Annotated in this window: 20 protein-coding genes and 1 pseudogene; 14 read left to right on the top strand and 7 right to left on the bottom strand. The window is 58.1% G+C overall.

From position 1 onward, the window contains the following. Positions 1-528 (bottom strand): annotated as a pseudogene (locus tag RUA4292_RS23745) (DDE-type integrase/transposase/recombinase); the annotation flags it as partial. Positions 529-557: 29 nt separating this feature from the next. Here RUA4292_RS23745 and RUA4292_RS00250 point away from each other — a divergent pair. From RUA4292_RS00250 to RUA4292_RS00260, 3 genes are all read left to right on the top strand, one after another. After that, positions 558-1709, top strand: coding sequence for an HlyD family type I secretion periplasmic adaptor subunit (locus tag RUA4292_RS00250; RefSeq protein ID WP_233493291.1), 1152 nt, complete (start codon positions 558-560; stop codon positions 1707-1709). A 72-nt stretch (positions 1710-1781) separates the two neighbouring features. Beyond that, positions 1782-2153 (top strand): rhodanese-like domain-containing protein, encoded by a 372-nt coding sequence (locus tag RUA4292_RS00255; protein ID WP_058275791.1) that lies wholly within the window; start codon positions 1782-1784, stop codon positions 2151-2153. A 100-nt stretch (positions 2154-2253) separates the two neighbouring features. Further along, positions 2254-2442 (top strand): hypothetical protein, encoded by a 189-nt coding sequence (locus RUA4292_RS00260; protein WP_058275904.1) that lies wholly within the window; start codon positions 2254-2256, stop codon positions 2440-2442. Here the strand turns inward: RUA4292_RS00260 and RUA4292_RS00265 are convergent, their stop codons facing one another. Continuing rightward, positions 2443-3201: an alpha/beta fold hydrolase gene (locus RUA4292_RS00265; protein ID WP_058275792.1), complete on the bottom strand. Its 759-nt coding sequence runs from the start codon at positions 3199-3201 to the stop codon at positions 2443-2445. It abuts the gene before it with no gap. A 92-nt stretch (positions 3202-3293) separates the two neighbouring features. Between RUA4292_RS00265 and RUA4292_RS00270 the strand changes: the two genes are divergently transcribed. Continuing rightward, positions 3294-3668 carry a hypothetical protein gene (locus RUA4292_RS00270; protein WP_058275793.1) on the top strand — a complete coding sequence of 125 codons (375 nt, stop codon included), beginning with the start codon at positions 3294-3296 and terminating at the stop codon, positions 3666-3668. 65 nt (positions 3669-3733) lie between these two features. Here the strand turns inward: RUA4292_RS00270 and glyA are convergent, their stop codons facing one another. Next, positions 3734-5029 carry a serine hydroxymethyltransferase gene (gene glyA, locus RUA4292_RS00275; protein ID WP_058275794.1) on the bottom strand — a complete coding sequence of 432 codons (1296 nt, stop codon included), beginning with the start codon at positions 5027-5029 and terminating at the stop codon, positions 3734-3736. Between the two features lie 168 nt (positions 5030-5197). Here glyA and RUA4292_RS00280 point away from each other — a divergent pair, with 168 nt between their 5' ends. After that, on the top strand, positions 5198-5959 hold the full coding sequence (locus tag RUA4292_RS00280; protein WP_058274290.1) for an NAD kinase: 762 nt from the start codon (positions 5198-5200) through the stop codon (positions 5957-5959). Positions 5960-6217: 258 nt separating this feature from the next. On the opposite strand, the gene RUA4292_RS00285 is transcribed toward RUA4292_RS00280, so the two are convergent. The 3 genes from RUA4292_RS00285 to RUA4292_RS00300 form a co-directional block, all read right to left on the bottom strand. Beyond that, on the bottom strand, positions 6218-7651 hold the full coding sequence (locus RUA4292_RS00285) for an amidase family protein (RefSeq protein WP_058275795.1): 1434 nt from the start codon (positions 7649-7651) through the stop codon (positions 6218-6220). A 91-nt stretch (positions 7652-7742) separates the two neighbouring features. Beyond that, positions 7743-9632 (bottom strand): propionate-CoA ligase PrpE, encoded by a 1890-nt coding sequence (prpE, locus tag RUA4292_RS00290; protein WP_058275796.1) that lies wholly within the window; start codon positions 9630-9632, stop codon positions 7743-7745. Positions 9633-9906: 274 nt separating this feature from the next. Further along, positions 9907-12180 (bottom strand): NADP-dependent malic enzyme, encoded by a 2274-nt coding sequence (locus RUA4292_RS00300; protein ID WP_058275798.1) that lies wholly within the window; start codon positions 12178-12180, stop codon positions 9907-9909. 185 nt (positions 12181-12365) lie between these two features. Here RUA4292_RS00300 and RUA4292_RS00305 point away from each other — a divergent pair, with 185 nt between their 5' ends. The 7 genes from RUA4292_RS00305 (at position 12366) to upp (ending at position 18764) form a co-directional block, all read left to right on the top strand. Then, positions 12366-13070, top strand: coding sequence for a hypothetical protein (locus RUA4292_RS00305; protein ID WP_058275799.1), 705 nt, complete (start codon positions 12366-12368; stop codon positions 13068-13070). Beyond that, positions 13033-14136 (top strand): cupin domain-containing protein, encoded by a 1104-nt coding sequence (locus RUA4292_RS00310; protein ID WP_058275800.1) that lies wholly within the window; start codon positions 13033-13035, stop codon positions 14134-14136. The genes RUA4292_RS00305 and RUA4292_RS00310 overlap by 38 nt, the downstream gene beginning before the upstream one ends. Positions 14137-14239: 103 nt before the next feature. Beyond that, the gene (locus tag RUA4292_RS00315) at positions 14240-14632 is read left to right on the top strand and encodes a cytidine deaminase (protein ID WP_058275801.1); all 393 of its coding nucleotides are present in this window, start codon (positions 14240-14242) and stop codon (positions 14630-14632) included. Between the two features lie 4 nt (positions 14633-14636). Further along, complete coding sequence (locus RUA4292_RS00320; RefSeq protein ID WP_058275802.1) at positions 14637-15944, top strand: thymidine phosphorylase; 1308 nt, start codon at positions 14637-14639, stop codon at positions 15942-15944. After that, positions 15941-17152 (top strand): phosphopentomutase, encoded by a 1212-nt coding sequence (locus RUA4292_RS00325; RefSeq protein ID WP_058275803.1) that lies wholly within the window; start codon positions 15941-15943, stop codon positions 17150-17152. Before RUA4292_RS00320 ends, RUA4292_RS00325 begins: the two co-directional genes overlap by 4 nt. Further along, the gene (locus RUA4292_RS00330) at positions 17149-18135 is read left to right on the top strand and encodes an adenosine deaminase (protein WP_058275804.1); all 987 of its coding nucleotides are present in this window, start codon (positions 17149-17151) and stop codon (positions 18133-18135) included. Before RUA4292_RS00325 ends, RUA4292_RS00330 begins: the two co-directional genes overlap by 4 nt. Further along, on the top strand, positions 18132-18764 hold the full coding sequence (upp, locus tag RUA4292_RS00335) for a uracil phosphoribosyltransferase (protein WP_058274218.1): 633 nt from the start codon (positions 18132-18134) through the stop codon (positions 18762-18764). The genes RUA4292_RS00330 and upp overlap by 4 nt, the downstream gene beginning before the upstream one ends. 5 nt (positions 18765-18769) lie before the next feature. Here the strand turns inward: upp and RUA4292_RS00340 are convergent, their stop codons facing one another. After that, positions 18770-19783, bottom strand: coding sequence for a hypothetical protein (locus RUA4292_RS00340; RefSeq protein ID WP_058275805.1), 1014 nt, complete (start codon positions 19781-19783; stop codon positions 18770-18772). 153 nt (positions 19784-19936) lie between these two features. Between RUA4292_RS00340 and RUA4292_RS00345 the strand changes: the two genes are divergently transcribed. Together RUA4292_RS00345 and RUA4292_RS00350 are read left to right on the top strand one after the other, a co-directional pair. After that, entirely contained in the window at positions 19937-20872 is a 936-nt protein-coding gene (locus RUA4292_RS00345; protein ID WP_058275905.1) for a DMT family transporter, read from the top strand. A 321-nt stretch (positions 20873-21193) separates the two neighbouring features. Next, positions 21194-21952 carry a Hint domain-containing protein gene (locus tag RUA4292_RS00350; RefSeq protein ID WP_233493292.1) on the top strand — a complete coding sequence of 253 codons (759 nt, stop codon included), beginning with the start codon at positions 21194-21196 and terminating at the stop codon, positions 21950-21952. Positions 21953-21995 lie beyond the last annotated feature (43 nt).

Here is a 21995-nt window from a genome sequence, read left to right on the forward strand (position 1 = left end):
AGCCTGGTTCGATGTATGCCGTTTTGGCTCCGACAGCTGCAATCCAGTCGCGAACCGCCAGAGCAACGAACTCAGGACCGTTATCTGAACGGATGTAGGACGGTGTGCCGCGCAGAATGAACAAATCCGTCAGAGCATCGATCACATCCGCCGAGTTTAGTTTTCGCTTTACCCTGATTGCCAAGCACTCCCGGCTGAACTCGTCGATGATGTTCAACGTCCGGAAAGGTTTCCCATCATCGGTGCGACAATGCACGAAGTCATAGCTCCAGACATGATTGCTATGTTGTCGAGCGTCAGGTCTGATACCGCACGCCTGAGCCGCTCATTTTCCTTCTGAAGCCGCCTAAGTTCCTTCAATTGGTCTACACCCATTCCGCCATATTGCTTGCGCCAGCGGTAATAGGTTTGCTCCACAACGCCGATCTGTCTGATCGCATCCAGACGCGGCATCCCTTGCCCCATCAGAACTTCAACCTGCCGCAACTTCGAGACAATTTCTTCCGGCTTCGGTCGCTTGTTTGCCATTCTTGGTCCTCCGTTTCCTAATCTTAACGGTGGGCCCATTCAAATGGGGAGGCTCAGGAATCATTGAAGATATCAAAGTTATCGAGGGTCAATCCGTTATCAAGGGACAGGTTCTTATGACCCTCGACCAGACCTCGGCCGAGTCAAATGAACGCGAACTGTTCATCCGCAAAATTTGTCTGCAAGCCATGTCCCAGCGCTTGTCGGCTGAAAACAATGAGCGTGATCGGCTTGAGTTCTCGCCGGAACTGATTGAAGCGTCGAACGATGTCGAGGTGATGGCGATCCTTGACGGGCAAAAAATCAGCTTTGATGTATCCCGTAAGACGTTGCTGAACGACATCGCTTTGCTGGAACGCAACATGGAAGCGCTGAAAATTCGCTCAAGCGGGTTTGAGGCGCAGTTGGAAAGTATGGTTCGGCGTTCGGAAATTTTGCAGGAAGAGTTCGAAACCAAACAAGTACTGTTCAAAAAAGGGCTGGTGCGTAAGGGCGACATCAACACGATCCGCCGCGTGCAGGCCGAGGCCGAGGTCCAACTGGCGCGGTTGACGGCTGAAACGGCTGAAATCAACCAGATGCTTCTGAAATACGAAGAACAGATTTCCCGCACCCGATCCGCCTATCGCGAGGCTGCGTTGGATGAATTGAGCGTGATTGCAGCTGATCTGGAAAGCGTACGCGAAAAATCCCGGCAGGCCCGAAGCGTTCTGGACCGTGCGGTTGTGCGCGCTCCGGTCACGGGAACCGTAGTGCGATTGCACTATCATACGGCTGGCGGTGTTATCGAAACTGGTGAACCAATCGCGGAAATCCTGCCTTCCGATGCGCCCCTGATTATCGAGGCGCAGATCCCCCGAACGGAAATCGACAGCGTCGTGATGGGGCAGCAAGCAACGGTTCGACTGGTCGGGCTTAACCAGCGTACCACTCCTGTGCTGAGCGGCGAGGTCTACTATGTCTCGGCGGACGCGCTAGTGGAAGATTCTGGAGGAATTCCGCAAGAGGTTTATCTGGCGCGCATCTCGCTGGAACCCGATGAGATGGACCGCGTGCGTGGGTTTGTTCCCACACCCGGAATGCCCGCCGAGATCATGATCCAGACCGAGGAACGCACCTTTGCGGCCTATATTGCAAAGCCTGTGACAGACAGTATGTCGCGCGCCTTCCGCGAGCACTGATCACTCTATAGACCTGCTCTTTCCCGGTTTACCGTGTTAGCCTCTGGTGAGATTCACCAGAGGGGACGCTTTATGCCAATAACCGTAGGCCAGATGATGGAGGCAGCAAACGCTGCCGTCGAACGGATTGATACAAACACAGCAAAGGAATTGATGGGGCAGGGTGCCTTGCTGCTGGACGTGCGCGACGCGGTCGAGCTGCGGCAAACCGGCCGTGCGCAAGGCGCGCATCATATACCGCGCGGTATGCTGGAATTCCGCGCTGACGATGCGCTGAAATCTCATGACCCCGAGCTGCGCAAGGACCGCGCAATCGTGCTGTATTGCGCGGCTGGTGGTCGTGCGGCACTGGCGGGCAAGCTGTTGAAAGATATGGGGTATGAAAAGGTCTACAACATCGGTGGGTTGCCGGACTGGGTCAACGGTGGCGGCGAAGTGACCTGATTTCTGACCTCTGTCCGTTGAAATCTGACGCAGATCAAGGCGTATAGCATACCAGTTGTCTAAAGCGATAATCGGGCTTCTGACAAAAGGACAACTGACGATGCTACGCCTTGCCTCTATCCTGTATACTTTGATCGCAACCGCTCTGGCCGGATCGGGCGTTATTGCCGTCCTATCCGCGGGATTGGTGTCTACGGTTGCAATCGTTTCAGCAGCCGCGGCTGGTTGTGTGGCTGCTCTGCCAGTGTCCTGGTTGGTGGCGAAGAAACTGTACCAGAGCGCAGCCTGATCAGGCGTTCAGGAACGTCCTGACAGCGGCTTCAAACTCACGAGGTTTCTCGGCGTGCAGCCAATGGCCTGCGCCGGGGATTTTCGCGAATCGTGCGGCGGGAAAATGCGCGCGGATGGTGCTGCGATGTTCAGGCAGGACGTAATCGGAATCGCCACCGGACAAAAACAGGGTCGGGCCGTCCCAGGATGCATCAGTTTCCGGAAAGCCCATGATTTTGGGCATCTCGACCGCCAGCGTGTCAAGGTTCAGAAGCCAACGCTTCCCTTTGACGTCCAGCGATTGCGTGAAAAAGCTCTGTAGTGCTTTTTCGACGCCCTGCGCGGCCAACTGTCCCTCGGCGTCCGAGCGTCTTTCGATCGTTGAAAAATCCACGGCGTGCATAGCTTCGATGAATTGGACTTGGCTGTGCGTATAAGTAACGGGCGCAATGTCCGCCACAACCAGCTTGCGCACCAATCCTCCGTGGCTCAGCGCCAGCATCATCGCGGCCTTACCACCCATAGAATGCCCGACAATATCTGCCTTGCCGCCATGTTGTCGGATTACCTCAGCCAGATCCTCGGCCAGATCGGGATAACCGTGCTGATCGGTCCATTCGCTGTAGGCGTGATTACGCATATCAACTGCAATGACCTGCCTTTCATCACATAGTCGGCGCGCAATAACCCCCCAGTTTCGGGCTGATCCATACAGCCCATGCGCGATCAGCAGAGGAGGGTTCGAGGTCGGTTCACCGTGAATGATCGTGTTCAGCATTCTGGTTTGATACCTGCGTGCGTTTGAAACGACCAGCCCCCATTGTCGCCCCTGTGGGGTGAGGTTAGATTGCGCAGGCAGGAGGCCACGTCATGTCGCAAACCACAGATATCCAAAGCCAGATCGCGCAGACGGTACAATTGCTGCGTGAAAAGCTGGGTGTAAAGGACCAGACGCTGACGGCTTCTGTCCGCAAGGCCAAGCGCCGATTGCCGCGCCGCGTATACAAGCAGGCCATGATGCTGGCCGGTGCGGAGCAGATGGCCTCGCACCCTAAACTGCGGTGGGTGCTGGACACTCCGAAACTGGCCAAGGCATCGGAAGAGGTTCAGACCCATCTGAGCGGTATTAACCTGGCCGATCGCCGCTGGGGCTGGTTTCTGAACTTTCTGGGGGCTCTTGCTTTGGGATTTCTGGCGCTGGCGGCTTTGGCCGTGTTTGTTCTGCGCTGGCGCGGTTACATCTGACTGCATTCCCAACAAAAAAAACGGCGCCCATTGGACGCCGTTCTGATTTGTGATCCCTGTGTGGATTACAGGTTTGGATAGATCGGGAATTTAGCGCAAAGCTCTGCAACCTCGGCTTTGACCTTGGCTTCAACCGCGCCATTGCCGTCTTCGCCGTTGGCGGCCAGACCGTCGACGACTTCGATGATCCAATCTGCGATCTGGCGGAATTCGATCTCGCCAAAGCCGCGGGTGGTGCCGGCGGGGGAGCCCAGACGGATGCCCGACGTAATGGTCGGTTTTTCCGGATCAAACGGCACGCCGTTCTTGTTGCAGGTGATGTGCGCCCGGCCCAGAGCCTTGTCGACAATGTTGCCGGTTACGCCTTTGGGTCGCAGATCGACCAGCACCACATGGGTGTCGGTGCCGTGGGTCACCGTGTCCAGACCACCTTTGATCAACTGGTCTGACAGCGCCTGTGCGTTCACGACAACCTGCTTGATGTAATCCTTGAACGCAGGCTGCAGCGCCTCGCCAAAGGCCACGGCCTTGGCTGCGATCACATGCATCAGCGGGCCGCCCTGAATGCCGGGGAAGATGGCTGAATTCACTTTCTTAGCGATATCTTCAGCATTGGTCAGGATCATGCCGCCACGCGGGCCGCGCAGGGTTTTGTGCGTGGTGGTGGTTGCCACATGCGCATACGGGAAGGGGCTGGGGTGCTCACCCGCTGCCACCAGACCGGCGAAGTGCGCCATGTCCACGTGCAGGTAGGCGCCGACCATGTCGGCGATCTCGCGCATGCGGGCAAAGTCGATCTGTCGCGGAATGGCCGAGCCACCGGCGATGATCAGCTTGGGTTGGTGTTCTTTTGCCAGCGCCTCGACCTGATCATAGTCCAGCATGTTGTCTTCTTTGCGGACGCCATACTGCACCGCATTGAACCACTTGCCCGACTGGTTGGGGCGCGCGCCGTGGGTCAGGTGACCGCCTGCGTCCAGGCTCATGCCCAGAATGGTGTCGCCGGGTTGGATCAGTGCCTGGAACACGCCCTGGTTGGCCTGAGAGCCAGAGTTCGGCTGCACGTTGGCAAAGCCGCAGCCAAACAGCTCTTTGGCGCGGTCGATGGCCAGGTTCTCAGCGATGTCCACGTACTGGCAGCCGCCATAGTAACGCCGTCCGGGATAGCCTTCGGCGTATTTGTTGGTCATCACCGAGCCTTGTGCTTCCATCACGGCGGCAGAGACGATGTTTTCGGATGCGATCAACTCGATCTCGTCGCGCTGACGACCCAGCTCGGATGTGATCGAGCCGAACAGCTCGGGATCACGGTCAGACAGGGACTGGGTGAAAAATCCGGTATCACGGAGATTGGCGTTCATGGGGGCTCCACATGGCTGGGTAAGAATCTTGCGGATTTCCTATCGGAAACGGTACATGCGCAAAAGCTTTAAAGCGACGAATTGGCCCGCTGTGGCGTCAAGTCTGGCTTATCGGGGAAAGGTATGGTTGTTTCGGAACCAAATGTGCAAGACCGGAAACCGCAACATATGATCCAGAGAATCGCTTTCCTCGCCAGCGACGTCAAAGTGGCCCAAACAGCCCGCGACGTGCTGGTAAAACGTTATGGAAACGCGGCACCGCGGGATGCCGATGTTGTCGTTGCACTGGGCGGTGACGGGTTCATGCTCCATACGCTGCACAGCATGCAGCACCTCGATACGCCGGTTTATGGCATGAACCGAGGAACAATCGGCTTTCTGATGAACGAGTTCCACGAAGCCGACCTTATGGCCCGTCTGGGCGAAGCCGAGGAAGAAGTCATCAACCCACTGGCCATGCGTGCGATGGATCAGTCAGGTAAGATGCACGAAGCACTGGCGATCAACGAGGTGTCGCTGCTGCGCGCAGGGCCACAAGCCGCGCGCCTCAGGATAAGTGTCGATGGCCGTGTTCGCATGGATGAACTGGTCTGTGATGGCGCGTTGTTGTCCACGCCTGCCGGATCGACCGCCTATAACTACTCGGCTCACGGCCCGATTCTGCCAATTGGATCAGATGTTCTTGCCCTGACGGCTATTGCTGCATTCAGGCCGCGTCGGTGGCGCGGTGCGCTGTTACCCAAGATCGCCAAGGTGCGTTTCGATGTGCTGGATGCGGACAAACGCCCGGTCATGGCCGATGCAGATTCGGTTTCATTCCCTGATATCGACTGGGTCGAGATTCGCTCTGAACCTGCAATCCAGCACCGCATTTTGTTCGACCCTGGGCATGGGTTGGAAGAGCGCCTGATATCCGAGCAATTCACCTAAATTTTGGGACTTACGAATTTTTTAGAACATGTGTGAAGCAGTTCACATGAGCTTCATTAACTTTCCGCTAATCTGATCTTGCCCGGAGAACACGTCTCGGTGGGAGTGAGTGGCCACCAAACGACGTTTTCGAACGATTGCGCAGTTTACGCGCTGGCGAGGGTAGGTGGTGCTACGCTCGTTAATGATATCTGGGCTTATTTTAGTAAGCGGACCCCGGGCACAAAAACCCGGGGTCTATTTTCGTTTTGGATCGCACTACGTGCCCATCTCCTCCCACAACGGCAAGCACATTTGACCGACGCGCGCCTCAATTGCGGCGGCGGCATCCACGGCCATATCTTCACGCCAACGGCGGGCGGCGATCTGGACATTGATCGGCTGCGGGCCGCTGGGCAAATCCGCCAGCCGGGACGGAACGCAAGCGGCGGGCATGCCAAGGAAGTTCATCGCATAGGAATAAACGGCGCATCCAAGTACCTCGTGCACCCCTTCTACGCCTTCGGTGTCCCGATCCGGCTTGAAGAATGGTTGCGGCAGGAAAGGCGACAGGACTAAAGCGTAGTCTTCCATAAACAACGACCATTCACGGGCATAGTGGGTGCGCTTGGCCAGCATTCGGATCAGGTCGGTTTCAACTATGGGCGGGAATTCCTGAAAATAGACGTCAAAGATCTCGCGGATGGTTTCAGATCCCGCCGCCTTGATGTCGCTTTGCATCAGGGTCAGGACTTCGCCCATCAAGGCGCGATACCCTGACCGACCACACTCGAATACATCCGGCGGGTCGATCTCTTCCACCAGATAGCCGGCGTCGACCAGCGCATCGCGGGCCGTGTCCAGCGCCTTGTCGACCTCGGGGTGCAGCGCATAGCCGAAGGTGTTTTTGGTGAAGGCCACTTTGATCGGATCATCCATGGCTTCCCCGCGCCACGGAATTGAAACGTGAAATGGATCGCGGGGGTCGGCGGCGATCAGGCTGGGCATGGACAGATGCAAGTCGGCGGCAGAGCGGGTGATCAGCCCCTGGACCGACATGGATTGTGCCAGAATTCCGCGTTCGACCTGTTGGCTGGGGTTCCACGCGGGGACGCGCCCCAGCCCTGGTTTGACTGTGACCGCGCCATTGGCCGCCGCGGGAAACCGCAGACTGCCGCCAATGTCGTTGCCATGCGCGAGCGCGCCGATCCCTGCCATCACACCTGCACCGGCCCCGCCCGAGGACCCGCCGGGCGAGATATGGCGGCCCCAAGGGTTGTGTGTCCGGCCATGCAGTGGGTTGTCTGTATCGGCGCGGAATGAGAATTCGGGCGTGTTCGTCCGTCCGATCACGATGGCTCCGGCATTCTGCAGATTGCGCACAACGGGCGCATCGTCGGGCGCGATTACGTCTTTCAGGGCAACAACACCGTTCGAGGTCGCACGCCCCTTTTGATCGACGTTAATTTTGATAGTGACGGGAACGCCATGCAACGGCCCCGCGGGTGCACCGCCTGCCACGGCCGCATCCAGTTCACGCGCACGCTCCAACGCCTCGGTGCTCAGGTCTTCGACCACCGCGTTCAGGTCTGGGTTGGCCTGATGCATTCGGTCGACTGCATTCTGAGTGACCTCCAACGCGCTCAACTCACCGCTGCGGGTCAAGGCGGTCAGGTCGGTGGCGTTCAGACGCCAGATATCGGTTTGTGTCATGGGCCCTCGCTGTCTTGGAATGACAGTAGGGGGCTTGTTTCAGGTTGCAAGAGAAAGACACGCGGGCGACGGATCGTCGCCCGCATGCCTGCTACTGAGCGTAGCCAAGGGTTTTTAACGCGTCGGTGATCTCGTCCAGAATAGCCGGGTCATCGATGGTGGCTGGCATCTTGTAGTCCTTGCTGTCCGCAATCGACACCATCGTTCCACGCAGGATCTTGCCCGAGCGGGTCTTGGGAAGGCGGTCTACCACCACGGCTAGTTTGAACGCAGCGACCGGCCCGATCTTTTCGCGCACCAGTTTGACGACGTCTTGAACCACCTCGCCATGGTCGCGGTCACAGCCCGCATTCAGGCAAAGGAACCCTACTGGCATTTGACCTTTCAACTGGTCGGTCACACCGATCACTGCACATTCGGCCACGTCGGGGTGGGCGGCCAGAACCTCTTCCATCCCGCCGGTCGACAAGCGGTGGCCAGCGACGTTGATCACGTCATCAGTGCGCGCCATGATGTAAAGGTAGCCATCCTCGTCCACCATGCCTGCATCGCCGGTCTCGTAATAACCGGGGAATTGGTTCAGGTATGAACTTTTGAACCGATCCTCGGCATTCCACAGCGTTGGCAAGGTGCCCGGGGGCAGGGGGAGCTTGATCGCAATTGCGCCCAGCTCACCAGGTTTCATCGGATGACCGCCCTCGTCCAATATCTGCACGTCATAGCCCGGCATCGGTTTGGCGGGTGAACCCAGCTTGACCGGCAGTTCCTCGATCCCCAGTGGGTTGCCGGCGATGGTCCAGCCTGTTTCGGTCTGCCACCAGTGATCGATCACCGGCACCTTCAACGCGTCCTGCGCCCATTCGATCGTATCGGGATCAGCCCGCTCGCCGGCCAGATACAACGCGCGCAAGCAGGAGAGGTCATACTTCGCCAGCATTTCCCCCTTGGGGTCTTCACGCTTCACGGCGCGGATGGCGGTCGGGGCGGTGAAAAAGCTTTTGACCTTATGCTCGGAAATCACCCGCCAGAACGTGCCTGCGTCGGGGGTGCCAACGGGTTTGCCTTCAAACACAATCGTCGTGTTGCCGTGGATCAGCGGAGCGTAGCAGATATAGGAATGCCCCACGACCCAGCCCACATCCGAAGCCGCCCAGAACACATCGCCCGGATCGACATCGTAGATGTTTTTCATTGTCCAGTTCAGCGCCACCAAATGGCCTGCGGTCGGGCGTACAACACCTTTGGGCGCGCCGGTGGTGCCGGAAGTATACAGGATGTACGCCGGATCATTGCCATCGACTGGAACGCATTCCGCTGGTTCGACACCGTATTGGAAGCCATGCCAATTGTAGTCGCGCCCTTCAATTAATTGTGCCACTTCCTGTTCGCGCTGGAAGACCACGCAGAACTCGGGCTTGTGGTTGGCCATGTCGATGGCCCCGTCCAGCAGCGGTTTGTAATGCACGACGCGACCTGGTTCCATCCCGCAGGATGCAGCGATGATTGCCTTGGGCTTGGCGTCGTCGATCCGGACAGCCAGCTCATTGCTGGCAAAGCCGCCGAAAACCACCGAGTGCACGGCCCCCAGACGGGCGCAGGCGAGCATGGCCTCCAGCGCTTCGGGGATCATCGGCATATAGATGATGACACGGTCGCCCTTTTCGACGCCCTTGGCGCGCAATGCCCCGGCCAGATTGGCCACGCGGTTGCGCAGTTCGACATATGAAATCTCACGCTTGGTGTGGGTGATCGGGCTGTCATAGATGATTGCGGCCTGTTCGCCGCGACCGTTTTCGACATGCCGGTCGACCGCGTTCCAGCAGGTGTTCACCTTGGCATCGCTGAACCACTCATACAAAGGGGCGTTGTCGTCAAACAGGGCTTTGGTCGGCGGTTGAACCCAGTCAATCGCCTTTGCGGCGTTCATCCAAAAAGCCTCTGGATCCGATTTCCAGCCTTCGTAAATGTCCTGATATGCCACGGTGAACTCCTCCTAAATCTCCTTGAGAAATGTGTTATGTGGCCAGGGGGCACCGCACAAGCGAACGCTTTGACGGAGCGTCACTTTATCGCAAAAAATTTGCAAGAATCCGCAGGTTGGCCTGCAAATTTTTGCAAATCATCGCCTTTTTGCTGACTTTTAACGATCAATTTTCCGCTTTTGCAAAGTTGAATATTTTGGCGTGCAAATTATTGCCTGCTGTGAATCAAACAGGGCGCCGATACTGGCGCCCTGAATACTGTGCTCAGGTTTATTAACCGTAATGCGCTACGGGTGTACCCGCGATCGCCGCCATATTCAGCAATCCGCGCGCTGTGATCGACGGCGTCACGATATGCGCCTTGTTGCCCATGCCCATCAGGATCGGGCCGACCTCCAAGCCATCGGCCTTCATTTTCAGGATATTGCGCACTCCGCTCGCCGCATCCGCATGGGCAAAGATCAGAACGTTTGCTGTTCCTTTCAGGCGTGAGTTCGGGAAGATCCGCGAACGCAGTTCAGGGTCGAGGGCCAGATCCAGGTTCATTTCACCTTCATATGTGAAATCGCGCGGCTCGGCGTCGAGGATATCCAGTGCCGCCCGCAACCTTTTGCCCGATCCTTCAGCCTGATTGCCAAACTGCGACTGAGAACAGAAGGCGATTTTAGGCTCGATCCCGAAACGTCGAACATGACGCGCGGCGCCAATGGTCGACTCGGCCAGCTCTTCTGGGGTTGGTAGCTGCCGAACATGGGTATCGGCAATGAACAGCGGTCCGTCCTCGAGGATCATCAGCGACAGCGCGCCATGCGGGTGCAGATCGACATCGCCCAGAACCTGTTCGACGTAGTTCAGGTGCCAACGATACTCGCCAAAGGTGCCGCAGATCATGCTGTCTGCCTCACCACGTTGCACCATGATGGCCGCAATGGCGGTGTTGTTCGTCCGCATGATCGCCTTTGCCAGGTCCGGCGTGACGCCGCGGCGTTGCATGATCTCGTGATAGGAGTTCCAGTAATCATAATATCGCGGGTCGTCTTGCGGGTTCACAATCTGGAAGTCTTTGCCGGGACGGACCGTCAGCCCCAACCGCTCGCATCGTGCATTGATCACTTCGGGGCGGCCGATCAGGATTGGGGTTTCGGTTGTTTCCTCTAGAATGGCCTGAGCTGCGCGCAGAACACGCTCGTCCTCACCCTCGGCAAACACGATCCGGCGCGAGGCCACGGCCGCGGCCTCAAAGACCGGGCGCATCAGAAGGGCAGACTTGAAGACGGACTGGTTCAACCGCTCTTTGTATGCCTCGAAGTCGTCGATCGGGCGCTTGGCCACACCGCTTTCCATCGCGGCTTTGGCAACGGCCGAGGACACGACGCCGACAAGGCGCGGGTCAAAGGGTTTGGGGATCAGATAATCGGGGCCAAAAGTCAGTTGCTCACCTTTATAGGCCGCAGCCGCCTCGGCGCTGGTCGTGGCGCGTGCCATCTCGGCGATCCCGTCCACGCAGGCGATCTGCATTTCGTCGTTGATTTCGGTCGCACCCACATCCAGCGCGCCCCGAAAGATGAAGGGGAAACACAGAACGTTGTTGACCTGATTGGGAAAGTCGCTGCGGCCCGTGGCGATGATCGCGTCCGGCGCGACTTCGCGTGCGGCTTGTGGCAAAATTTCCGGGCTTGGATTAGCCAGCGCGAAGATGATCGGGCGCTTGGCCATCTTCTCAACCATCTCAGGCTTCAGGACGTTCGGCCCGCTAAGGCCAAGGAACAGGTCTGCATCGCCGATTACATCGTCTAGCGTGCGCAAATCCGTTTTTTGTGCGAATTGATCCTTGTGCGGATTCATGTCCTCTTCACGGCCTTCATAGACAAGCCCGTGAATGTCGCACAGCCAGATATTCTCGCGCTTGACGCCCAGCTTGACCAGCATCATCAGGCAGGCAATTCCCGCCGCGCCGCCACCGGTTGAGACCACTTTGACGTCTTCGAAATTCTTGCCCGCAACGTGCAGCGCATTCTTGGCCGCGGCACCCACGACAATGGCGGTGCCGTGTTGGTCGTCGTGAAAGACCGGGATGTTCATCCGTTCCCGGCACAGCTTTTCGACGATGAAACAGTCCGGCGCTTTGATGTCTTCAAGGTTGATCGCGCCAAAGGTCGGCTCTAACGCGCAAACGATATCCGCCAGTTTCTCGGGGTCGGGTTGATCGACCTCGATGTCAAAGCAATCGATCCCGGCGAATTTCTTAAACAAGACGGCCTTGCCTTCCATCACCGGTTTGGATGCAAGCGCGCCGATGTTTCCCAGCCCTAGAACCGCTGTCCCGTTTGAAACGACCGCAACCAGATTCCCGCGTGCGGTATAAAGCTCGGCGTTTGCAGGATCCGCTTTGATTTCCATGCTGGCTTCGGCCACTCCGGGAGAGTAGGCGCGCGCCAGATCGCGGCCGTTCGCCATTGGTTTAGTCGCTTTGATTTCAAGCTTACCGGGCTTTGGGTGGGCGTGATATTCAAGCGCGGCCTGCCGCAGGCTGGGTGTGTCCGACATCGGTGACTCAACTCCTCAGAAAATTTGATTTAGTGTTAAACTATTTCCCCGGCTTTGGCTACGCTACGTCATTTTGCAACAGTTTAGCTAAAGTTCACCGACATCCCGTTGAAAAGCGTCGTATTGCTTTTACATTCGGGCAACTTTGGAGCCAACTTAGACCTGTCGAGCACTGAAAGCCATAAATGAGCTACAAAGACGAAATTCAGGCTGGGACTGCCTTCCCGGCGGAACAAGTTGTGTTTGGTCCGGATCGCGCCGCTTACGTATCGGTTTTGCTGATCGCCATCCTTATTCTTGCCGCCGTCAGTATCTGGCCGGTTCAAGCCCTTGCTCTGAACGAAGAGGGGGGATTGTTCGAAACGATCTCGGCCGCAGCGCTTTTTGCCTCAGGTCTGGCCGCGCTCTGGTGCTATCCCGGCATAACCCGTCTTTATATTGCGCTGGTCTGTCTGTTGCTGGCGGAAAGAGAGCTTGAGGCGGAAATCTATCCAATCGACAGCCTGCCATATTGGGTCCTTAACCGTTTGGACAGTGTGCTTGATATGACGTCGGTCCGGATTGTTCTGGCCGTCATCGTGATCGGAGGTGCCCTATGGCACGGAGCCCCGACGGCATGGCAGGCGGTAAAACGACGGGCGCCTTTTTTCGTGATTTTCGTGCTGGCGGGATTGCTGGCGGTAACCGCTCAGCTGCTTGAGGAAGTTTCCGGAATTTACCAGGCAGATCTGTCCACACTTATGACAGTGCGGCTCTTTGTGCTGGAAGAAACGCTTGAGATGTTCTTTTCGATTGGCATTTTGGCCTCTGTTCTGATCGGATGGCCAAAATCCGATGCCGAAGAGACGCTGAATGACCTCGACCTTGAACAACAGCCAGACGCGCGCTGAAATCCGACTGCCCACCAGCGAGCTGCGCGACGATATCCCGTTTTTCACAAAGACCCTCGGAATGAGGATGGATATGATCTATCCCGCTGACGATCCGAGTGTTGCCGTGTTTTCAGGCCACGGGTTGCGCCTTCGGGTTGAGAGGGACGCGCCTGAAGCGGCAGGCACGATCCGCATCCTGACAGACGATCCTGACGGTTTTGCGGGCGGACAGCGGTCTCTGGTCGCGCCAAATGGTACACGGGTTGAAATTGACGAGTTGAACCCGCCGATGGTGATGCCTGAAACGGTGCATTCCTTTGTGGTTCGCAGGCTCAAGGATCAGGCACCCTGGATCATCGGGCGGGCGGGGATGCATTACCGCGATCTGGTGCCAGATCGGCTGGGTGGGTCGATCATCGCCAGCCATATCCGTATCCCCGATGGGGGCCCGGTGCCGGATATGGTGCATTTCCACAAGGTCGGGTTTCAACTGATTTTCTGCATCCTTGGTTGGGTCGACGTCGTGTACGAGGACCAGGGCGACAAAATGCGCCTGACAGCCGGGGATTGCTTTATCCAACCCCCAGAAATCCGCCACCGGGTTCTTGAAGCCTCGGATAATGTGCAGGTGATCGAAATCGGTGTTCCCGCCGAACATGTCACCGAAATCGACCACGAGATGGAACTGCCTACGCCGAATTTCCGCCCGGACCGCGAATGGCAGGGGCAGCGTTTTGTTTATAACAAAGCCGAGAATTCAGAGTGGGGACCATTCCGCCTGCCAGGATACATCTGTCGCGACACGACAATTGCCGAGAATACCAAGGGTGTTGCTGGCGTGCAGGTCGTACGAAAAGGTCAGGGTGAGCCGGTCTGGGTGACGCATGACACGGATATCCATTTTACCTTCGTCATGACGGGTGAGATAACTCTGGAAGGTGAAGGGCGCGACCCCTACCATCTGGAACAAGGGGATGCGTTCGTGATCCCGCCCGGTATGCGCACCAAACTGTCCGAACCTTCCGATGATGTCGAATTGCTTGAAGTCACCCTTCCGGGGGTCTTCAATACCAATCTGGGTTAGGTGAGAATTTGCCTGGGAATCTTGTACTCGGGGGTTCAACTCCCCGGGCAGTTTCCTTTAGGGTGTGATTTTCTGACCAGTTGATCAAAAATGGGGAATCGCTATGACTTTGAAAAATGCAGCTCTGTCTGTCCGGGAAAAAGCTTATGCGCCTTATTCCAACTTCAAGGTTGGGGCGGCGATCCGGTCCGCAGACGGTGAGGTCTATTCCGGCTGTAACGTGGAAAATGTGGCGTATCCCGAGGGCACCTGTGCCGAGGCCGGAGCTATTGCCGCGATGGTCGCTGCGGGCGAACAGGAACTGTCCGAGGTCTATGTTGTTGCCTCAAGCCCGCAGCCGGTTCCACCTTGTGGCGGTTGCCGGCAAAAGCTGGCCGAATTTGGCAAGAGGGACGTCAAGGTGACGCTGGCGACGGTGGATGGCGCCGAGTTTGTAACCTCGATTGGGCAATTGTTGCCCGGTGCATTCGACGCCTCGCATATGGAGGACGTCTGACCTCATGGACGCCCGTTCGATCATTGCAAAATTGCGCCGGAATGAGGTGCCGGCCGGAGATGAGCTGAACTGGTTCGCGCAAGGATTGGCCGATGGCGGAGTCAGCGACGCTCAAGCGGGCGCTTTCGCCATGGCCGTCTGCATGGGCGGATTGGGCACCAAAGGGCGCGCCGATCTGACGATCGCAATGCGCGACAGCGGTGATGTGCTCAGCTGGGATTTCGATGGCCCGGTAATTGACAAACACTCGACCGGTGGGGTGGGAGACAGCGTAAGCCTCGTGCTCGCCCCTGCACTGGCTGAGATGGGGGCATATGTCCCCATGATCTCGGGGCGGGGGCTGGGTCATACTGGCGGTACCCTGGACAAGCTTGAGGCCATTCCCGGTGTCAGCACCCAGATCGGTCAGGACCGTCTGACGCAGATTTTGCGGGATACAGGCGCGGCCATTGTCGGGGCCACGGGGCAGATCGCCCCTGCGGACAAACGCCTTTATGCGATCCGTGATGTGACGGCGACCGTTGAAAGCCTGGACCTGATCACAGCGTCGATCCTGTCCAAGAAACTGGCCGCCAGCCCCGAGGCTTTGGTGCTGGACGTCAAGGTAGGCAGCGGTGCGTTTATGAAGACGCTGGAGGATGCGCGTAAACTGGCAAAGGCGCTGTCGGAAACTGCGAATGCCGCAGGTTGCCGGACCTCGGCGGTCATCACCGATATGCACCAACCTTTGGCGCCTGCGCTGGGCAATGCGTTGGAAGTGGCCGAGGTGATGAAGGTCATGACGCAAGACCCCTATGCCCCGCTGGCCGAAATCTCGGCCGAGTTGGGCGGGGTTCTGCTGGCGGATGCCGGGATGTTCGCAACCGCCGAAGAAGGGCGCGACAAGATCACGGATGTCATCCGCGACGGTCGCGCGGCGGAACGCTTTGGGCGTATGATGGCAGCCGTAGGCGCGCCGCTGCAGTTTGTTAAAAACTGGTCCCGGTACTTGCCAGAGGCCAGCGTGATCCTTGAAGTTCCGGCACCGACCAACGGGCACATCACTGCGATTAACGGTGAGGCGCTGGGCCTGACAGTTGTTGCACTGGGCGGCGGACGGCAGGTTGAAGACGACGTAATCAACCCGGCCGTGGGTCTGTCTGACATCGTCCGGCTGGGCGACAAAGTCGAGAAGGGCGCGCCTTTGGCGGTAATCCACGCTTCGCGGGAAGATGCCGCGCGGCGGGCCGCCCAGAGCGTTCTCAGCGCGATCACGATAGGTGCCGATGCCCCGGCAGAGCCCACTCTTGTCCACGAAAGGATTACGCCGTGACCCGCGCGTTTCTTGTGGTGATGGACTCGGTTGGCATCGGCGGCGCGCCGGATGCTGATCGGTTCTTTAATGGCGATGTGTCGGACACGGGTGCAAACACCCTGGCCCATATTTCACAGGCCTGCGCCGAAGGGCGGGCTGAAGACGGGCGCTCAGGCCTACTGTACCTGCCAAACTTGGATGCGCTTGGACTGGGGGCCGCAACGCGGTTGGCATCAGAAGCTGAAACGCCGGGGTTAGAGGTCGATCCGTCTGGGCGCTGGGGGTGCGCGAGAGAGCATTCACTGGGCAAGGATACGCCTTCGGGCCACTGGGAGCTGGCCGGTCTGCCTGTGCCGTGGGATTGGCATTATTTCCAGGATACCACGCCAACCTTCCCCGCCGACTTAAGCCGGGCTGCGGCCCAGGCGGCTGGAACAGACGGTATTCTGGGTGATTGTCACGCCTCGGGCACGACCATTATCGCCGAACTAGGGGCCGAGCATATGCGGACGGGTCGGCCGATCTGCTACACCTCCGCTGACAGCGTTTTCCAGATCGCGGCACATGAGGAGAGCTTTGGCCTCGGCCGCCTGCTGGACATGTGCAAGGCGCTTGCCCCGCGGTTGCATGAGATGAAAGTGGGTCGGGTCATCGCGCGACCTTTCACAGGCTCACCCGATCAGGGCTTTACCCGCACCACCAACCGAAAGGATTTTGCCATCCTGCCGCCGGCGCCGGTTTTGACCAATTGGGTGCAGGATGCAGGACGCCGCGTCCATGCGGTGGGCAAGATCGGTGACATCTTCTCGATGCAGGGGATCGACACGCTACGAAAAGGGTCGGATGCCGAGTTGATGGGCAACTTGTCCGATTTGGTCGATCAGGCCGAAGAAGGCAGCCTGACCTTTGCAAATTTTGTTGAGTTCGACAGCCTCTATGGCCACCGCCGCGATATCAGCGGCTATGCCCGCGCGCTAGAATGGTTCGACCGCGAAATCGGCATGATCCTGAACAAGCTGCGCCCAGGCGATCTTATGCTTTTGACCGCCGATCACGGCAATGATCCCTGTTGGATCGGCACCGACCACACGCGCGAACAGGTGCCCGTTCTGATCGCGGGGCAAGGCACGGGCCAAATCGGGGCCGTCGATTTTGCCGATGTCGCCGCAAGTATCGCACACTATCTGAACATTCCGGCACAAGGGCCGGGGAAGAGTTTTCTATGACCGTCGCAGACCTACCCAAAATCGAGTTGCACCTGCATCATGAAGGGGCAGCGCCACCTGAATTCATCCGTCAGCTTGCACATGAAAAGCGCATAGACCTGAGCGGTATTTTTAAATCAGACGGAAGTTATGACTTCCGCGACTTCGCCCACTTTCTCAGTGTCTACGAGGCCGCCTGCGAGGTGCTTAAATCACCCGAGGATTTCCGTCGTCTGACTTTGGCCATTCTGGAGGAAAGTGCTGCGAATGGGGTGGTCTATTCGGAAACCTTCCTCAGCCCTGATTTCTGCGGCGGCGGGGATGTGCACGCCTGGCGTGACTATCTGAACGCCATTCAGGATGCGGCAGACGAGGCCGAGCGCAAGTTCGATATCACCCTGCGCGGCGTTGTCACGTGCGTCCGGCATTTCGGACCCGAACAGGCGAAACAAAGCGCCTATTGCGCAGCAGAAACCGCCGGTGACTGGATCACCGGGTTCGGAATGGGCGGCAATGAGGGCGTCGGGACGCAGGGCGATTACAAATGGGCCTTTGAATGCGCCCGCGAAGCTGGGCTGCGCCTGACCACCCATGCCGGAGAGTTCGGCGGCCCCGAAAGCGTACGCGATGCTGTACGGGACCTCGGTGTCGAACGGGTCGGCCACGGCGTGCAGGCGACCGAGGACGACGATCTGATCCGGGAACTTGTCGACCGCGAAGTCACGCTTGAAGTCTGCCCCGGTTCCAACGTGGTTCTGGGCCTGTTTCCCGATTTTGCGGCACATCCTATTGCCCGGTTGCGCGATCAGGGCGTGAACGTCACAGTTTCCACCGACGACCCGCCGTTTTTCCATACCACCATGCGGCGCGAATATGAGATGCTGCATCAGGCCTTTGGCTGGGAAGCCGAGGATTTTGCGGCCCTGAACGACACAGCCCTGAATGCGGCCTTCTGCGATGATGACACCCGCGAACGGGTCAAGAAAAGACTGGAGAGAACATGAGCGAACACCTGACCGTCGTTGACCACCCGCTGGTGCAGCACAAACTGACGCTCATGCGGGACAAGGGCACCTCGACCGCTGTTTTCCGACAGCTGCTGCGCGAAATCACCCTGCTGCTGGCCTATGAGGTCACGCGTGAGCTGAAGCTGACCACCCGCCACATCGAAACCCCAATGGAGGAAATGGACGCCCCCATTCTGGCCGGTAAAAAGCTGGCCTTGGTGTCGATCCTGCGGGCGGGAAATGGGATGCTGGACGGGGTGCTGGAACTGGTCCCCTCGGCCCGTGTCGGGTTTGTCGGGTTGTATCGCGACGAAGAAACGCTGAAACCGGTTCAGTATTACTTCAAAGCGCCTGAAGGTCTGAAGGATCGTCTGGTCATCGCGGTTGATCCGATGCTGGCAACCGGCAACAGCTCGGCTGCGGCGATTGATTTACTGAAAGAAGCCGGGGCGACCGATATCCGTTTCCTCTGCCTGCTGGCCGCGCCCGAAGGCGTCGCCCGCATGAAAGAGGCGCATCCTGACGTGAACATCGTCACGGCGTCGCTGGATCGCGAGTTGAACTCAAAAGGGTATATCATGCCTGGGTTGGGCGATGCCGGCGACCGGATGTTCGGCACCAAGTAACCGGCCTACTCGCCACAGATATTCTGCAGCCGGACCCAATCGCGGTCCGGCAGCACTTGCGGCAGCGGGCGCCCGGCCATCGGGTCGGCCTCGATCAGGCCGAGAGTGTCTTCCCCCGTGACATCCACAGCATAGGCATATGGCGTTGAAGGCAGCGCCGCCTGGGCAAAAACCTCTAGCAAAGCTTGATCGGACAAAGTTGGGCGCGGTTCTGACAAGACCTGTTCGGTATAGGCGTCAACGATCTCGGGCGTCAGCTCTCCGGTTGTCAGCAGGCGGAATGCCGTGGTTGGACTGGTTCGGTTCAGTACCTCGTCCAAGGGATCCTGTGCGGCAGCCCGCGCGCGTTCGGCGATGATGTAACCGGCGGCGATGGATGGGTCCTCGTGATCTTCAACCAATGAGCGGTTCAACAGAATGATCCCACCAGGCAGACCGAGGCTTGTTTGCACCCCGGCGGGCAGAATAACGACCTCTCGCACTCCGGTTCGGGCTGCCAGTTGGTCCAACGCAGCCTGTGCATCCTCTGAGGTGCACGAAACACCCGAAACCCGTTCAATCCGGTGCAGGATCGCATCTCCGATATCGTATCGCTTGATCTCGGGGACAACAGAAACGACGTGGTTTTGCAGCGCGGCCGGAACCCAAAGCAGCAATAGCGCGGCAACTGCAGCAACCACACCCGCAACACTAAGCCAGCGCAACCGTCCGGGATGCGGGCGCGACCGATCAATTGCCTTTTGCAAACGGTCGATCGCCGCGATCATCGTGGTCTCGGTTTCCACCAGCTCCAGCGTTTCGTCGGGGTCCCCGTCCGGGTTGAAGATTGCGGGATAAAGTCCTGGGTTCTGTCGTTCCAGCGCAGCCAATGACCAATGGGTTAATGCCCGATCGTTGAAATCAGAAATCGTCAGCGTTGCTTCGCCAATCGACACCACAACCTCGCGCCGCTGCACGTCGGGCGAGGGGCGCCACAGACCGGTGGCTTCGATCCGTTCGTACTGTTTCAGAGCCGTCATCAAGGTGAAGTTTGCTCGTTACTATTTTGCCCCAGCTTAACATGGTAAATTCAAAGGGCGCAAACCAGTTGCGCCGTCTGCAGTAAATGTGCTGGATACAACGGCGCGCGAAGGATCTGCCTGTCGTGCTCCACTGTTATGCCGAGGTGAATGATGCAGGCGGACACTCAGACGTCACCCATATTGGCATCAGTGCTGATGATCAGCGCGATGGCCATCATCGGGGTGATAGACAACGTGGTGATCCTGTTGGCAGAAACGGTTGGCCTGTGGCAATTCCACCTGAGCCGCGCGTTGCTGATGTTGCCGCTGATCCTTGGTCTGTCGCTATTGGGGCTGGGCAGTATGCGCCCGAAACGATTTGGCCCGGTGATTCTGCGCAGCGTACTGATCACACTAGCCATGTTGTTCTATTTCGCGTCGCTTGCGGTCATGCCGATTGCGCAGGCGCTGGCCGGGTTGTTCACGTCGCCGATCTTTGTCCTGTTGATCTCGGCCCTGGCAATGAAACAAAGGATTGGTCCTTGGCGTATCGTTGCGGTTTTGCTGGGGTTTGCAGGGATCCTGTGCGTGCTGCAGCTTGACCCCTACGATTTCGATACCCGTAGCCTGTTGCCGGTCGCTGGGGGCCTTTTCTACGCGTTGAGTGCCGTTATCACGCGCAGCCACTGTTCGGAAGAAAGCACTGTCGCTCTGTTGGCCGCGATGATCATCACGCTGGGGGCGGCCGGGGGGATCGGTCTTCTGGTTCTCGAGCTGATTCCGGTGGCCGCGCCGGATGGCCCCGACGGGTTCGCCGCCCGGGGGTGGGTCTGGCAGATGCAGCCCGCATTGCTGTGGATCGCAATACAGGCGGTTGGTTCCACGATTGCCGTCTTCATGTTGATCAAGGCCTATCAGGTTGGCGAGCCGTCCTATGTCGCGGTCTTTGAGTACTCGGTCATGATCTTTGGTCCGCTCTTTGCTTTTGCGGCCTTCGGGCAGGCAATCGGGCCGATGCAGATTGCTGGGATTGGCTTGATCGCAATCGCTGGTGCCCTGTTGGGATGGCGTGCAGGGCGCGAGGCTGCCCGGCCAGAACCGGTTTAGCCGTATCCTGAGGCCAGCCTATTGTTTTGAGTGGGCAAGCGGGGATCATTCAGACCTGATACCGATGGGAGTAACATGACCCGGGCGATTTCAATCGACGGGCCCCGACAGATTCGGCCGCACGGATGAGCGCTGGCGGTCATTATAGTTTCCAAAAACCTGCCAATATTTCCCAATTGCGCAGTGTTGTTCAAAGAATTGTTGTTTTTCACGGCTTTAAGAACGCAAATTGGGCAGCAATGTGTCTAAACAAAGTCGGCCATGTTTAAGTTGTGCTAGTCGTTATGAGTAGTTGTTTTGTGTCAGAAGTGGGTGCGACACGTGTTAAAAGTACAGAGTGTTTTGAGTTATGAGGCCGTTCCGAACCATAAAGTGCAGGACAATCCTGCGGTTTCGCTGAACGCGCGTCGGGGTGGTTTTGTCCACGGAACTAAGATTGCGACGGATCGCGGTTGGCAGCCTGTTGAAGGACTGCAAGCAGGCGATCTGATCCGAACGATGGACAACGGGTTCAGGGCAGTCTCTCGGGTTGCGACCGATTGCATCGCAATCCCTGCCAGTGAGACCAAAGCGGAAAACCTGCCGGTCCGTGTGCCGTCAAACACTTTGTATAACGGCGATCCGGTCTGGTTGATGCCAGAGCAGGGCGTGGCGTTGGATAATACCAAACTGAACCGGGGTCCGATCACGCTGCCGATCAGCATGCCCGTGGTCCCTGCGCGGGTTCTCAGCGGTACGTTCCGGCTTTCGTCCAGCGCGCCATCGTTGCTGTTTGAGGTTTGTTCTTTATTTTTTGAGCAAGACGAAGTGATCTACATTGAGGGCGGACTGCGCGCCTTTTGTCCTGCGGGCCGCTTTGGGTCGAACAGCCGGCCCGCGAACGCCTCTTACAAGGTGGTTGATGCTGAGCGGACCGAAGATCTGATCGACAGATTCGCGCATAGCAGGGATATAGCAGTGCTTGCAAACCCACTGGGCGCGCTACCGGCGCCGATCATGCAGAACCCGATATTTCCGGTGCGACCTGTTATGGGCGCGCGACGTCCTGGGAGACCGGGGCGGCCTGCTCCGATATTCTAATTTTTTTTTAAAGCTATTGATTAAAGAATGGCGCTGGCGCGGT

The sequence above is a fragment of the Ruegeria atlantica genome (assembly GCF_001458195.1).
In the GTDB taxonomy this organism is placed as follows: Bacteria; Pseudomonadota; Alphaproteobacteria; order Rhodobacterales; family Rhodobacteraceae; genus Ruegeria; species Ruegeria atlantica.